The 2,791-nt window shown below is 64.5% G+C and carries 1 protein-coding gene; it reads left to right on the top strand.

All coding sequences use genetic code 11. The annotated features are described in order from the left end of the window. Positions 1-43: 43 nt before the first annotated feature. A partial coding sequence (locus JGU71_RS29540) for a non-ribosomal peptide synthetase (protein WP_199708705.1) occupies positions 44-2,791 on the top strand: 2,748 nt, incomplete at its 3' end.

The raw sequence follows: 2,791 nt of genomic DNA, 5'->3' as shown, positions 1-2,791 counted from the left end.
GGTGGATCGGTTGGCGTTGCCGGTTCCGGATTTTGGTGCGGTGGTGGGTTTTCGGGCTCCGGTGTCGTCGGTGGAGGTGGTGTTGGCGGGGTTGTTCGGTGAGGTGTTGGGTGTGTCGCGGGTGGGTGTGGATGACGATTTCTTTGCGTTGGGTGGGGATTCGTTGGTGGCGACGCGGTTGGTGTCGCGGGTGAATGCTGTGTTGGGGGTGTTGGTGGAGGTGCGGTCGGTGTTCGATGCACCGACGGTGGCGGGGTTGGCTGATGTGGTGGGTTCGATTGCTCCGGAGGCTGGTTCGCGGCCGGTGTTGGTGTCGCGGGTGCGGCCTGCATGGGTGCCGGTGTCGTTTGCGCAGCGTCGTATGTGGTTCCTCAACCAATTCGACCCGCAATCGGGGGCCTACAACATTCCGGTTGCATTGCGGCTCAACGGAGATATCGATACGGCGGTATTGACTGCCGCGCTGCGCGACGTACTGGATCGGCACGAGAGTCTGCGAACAGTGTTCCCGGATTCGGAGCGCGGGCCAGGTCAGGTGCTGGCCGACGCAGCCGACGCGGATGTGGACACGACGCCGGTGCCGGTGGATCGGTCGCAGTTGGTAGCCGAGCTGAGCGCCGTGGCTGCGGCGGGATTCGATGTCAGCCAACAGGTTCCGTTGCGCGTAAGGCTGTTTCGGCTAGGTGTCGACGAACATGTGCTGCTGCTGGTTGTTCATCACATCATCGCGGACGGCGCGTCGATGACGCCGTTGGCGCGGGATCTGGCAGCTGCCTACGCCGCGCGACTCACCGGCGCTGCGCCGGAGTGGACTCCTCTGCCTGTGCAATACGCCGACTACTCGCTGTGGCAACACGAGTGGCTCGAGTCCGAACACGACGGCGACGCGCTCTCGGAACGCCAATTGGCCTACTGGCGTGCAGCTTTGGCAGGTGCACCCGAAGTGGTCGACCTGCCTCTCGATCGGCCCCGACCGCAGGTGCGGTCGTTGCGTGGTGGCCGTGTGCAGACGAGTGTGGACGCTGCCGTGCATGGGCGGTTGCGTGCGATCGCTCGTGAGCATCGAGCGAGCGTGTTCATGGCCGTCCATGCTGCGCTGGCAGTGTTGGTTGCACGACTCTCAGGCGAAAACGATGTAGTGCTCGGTAGCCCGGTTGCCGGCCGCGGCGAGCCGGTCTTGGACGAGTTGGTCGGTATGTTCGTGAACACGGTGGTGTTGCGGACCAACGTTGCTCCCGACTCGGGATTCGGGGCCGTACTGAACGAAGTTCGCGACGCGGACCTCGGAGCATTCGCGCACGCCGAGATCCCCTTCGAGCGGGTTGTCGACGAACTCGCGCCCGCTCGCTCCACTGCGCATACTCCGCTGTTCCAGGTCGTCGTCGAGATGGTGGACACCGACCCTCGTCCGACCCAGTGGCCGGGTCTGGCTGTCGAACCTCTGGAGTTCGATCCCGGCTTCGCCAAATTCGATCTGCTGGTGAGCGTCGCCGAGCGGTTCGACCAGAACGGAACACCGAACGGGCTGTCGGTGTGGATCACCTATGCGACAGACATTCTCGACGAGGCATCGGCACGGAGGTTGGGGGACAGGTTCGTTCGGGTGTTGTCTGCCCTCACCGCGGATCCAGATGTCGCGGTCGGAGACGTCGACGTGCTCGATCTGCAAGAACGGCGGGCCTTGGCGCCCGTGCGCGGGTCGGCCGCCGCCTCGGAGAGGTGGTGGGGTGACATCTTGGCCGGTGGACCCTCGAATGCGGTCGCATTGCGCTGCGGTGCAACCGAATTGACCTACGGCGAACTGGCATATCGCGCGGGAGAATTGGCCAGGGTACTGGTCGACCGCGGAGCGGGACCGGAAGTTGTTGTCGCTGTTGGATTGTCGCGGTCCATCGAATCCATTGTCGCGGTCTGGGCTGTGACTCGCGCCGGTGCCGCTGTGCTACCGGTGGATCCCGCGTACCCGGAGGCGCGCATCCGGCACATGCTCGACGATTCTGGTGCGTCGCTCGGAGTAACGGTGCACGGGGCGCGAGAGTCGTGGCCCGGCACGGTGGACTGGGTTGTGCTCGACGACGTAGCGATGACGACACCACTGACATCGGTTACCTCTGTGCCTGATGTGGGCCTGGGCCGGGTGAGCCTGGATCAGGCTGCGTATGTGATTTATACGTCGGGGTCGACGGGTGTGCCGAAGGGTGTGGTGGTGTCGCATCGGGGGTTGGCTGGTTTGGCGTCGGAGTTGTTGTCGCGGTGTGAGGTTGGGGTTGGTTGTCGGGTGTTGGGGTTTTCGTCGCCGAGTTTCGATGCGGCGGTGTTGGAGTATTTGTTGGCGTTTTCTGCTGGTGCGACGTTGGTGTTGGCGCCGGCGGGGGTTGCCGGTGGTGTGGAGTTGGCTGGGTTGTTGGCCGATGAGGGTGTGACGCACGGGTTTTTCACGCCGTCGGTGTTGGCGACGGTGGATCCGGTGGGGTTGGTGGGGTTGGGTCATGTGGTGGTCGGGGGTGAGGCGTGTTCGGCTGATTTGGTGGCGCGGTGGGCGCCGGGTCGGGTGCTGGTCAATGCCTATGGTCCGACCGAGGCGACGGTTGCGGTGAATATGAGTGTGCCGTTGGTGGGTGGGGAGCGGGTGCCGTTGGGTGGGCCGGTGTGTGGGGTGCGTGAGGTGGTGTTGGATTCGCGGTTGCGGGTGGTGCCTGTGGGTGTGGTCGGTGAGTTGTATGTGTCGGGTCCTGGTGTGGCGCGGGGGTATTGGGGTCGGTCGGGGTTGACGGCGTCGCGGTTTGTTGCG

Origin of the sequence: Antrihabitans stalagmiti, from assembly GCF_016482825.1 — a bacterium.
Lineage (GTDB): Bacteria > Actinomycetota > Actinomycetes > Mycobacteriales > Mycobacteriaceae > Antrihabitans > Antrihabitans stalagmiti.
Note: the sequence above shows the minus strand (reverse complement) of the source record. Positions and strands in the feature narration are given on the sequence as shown.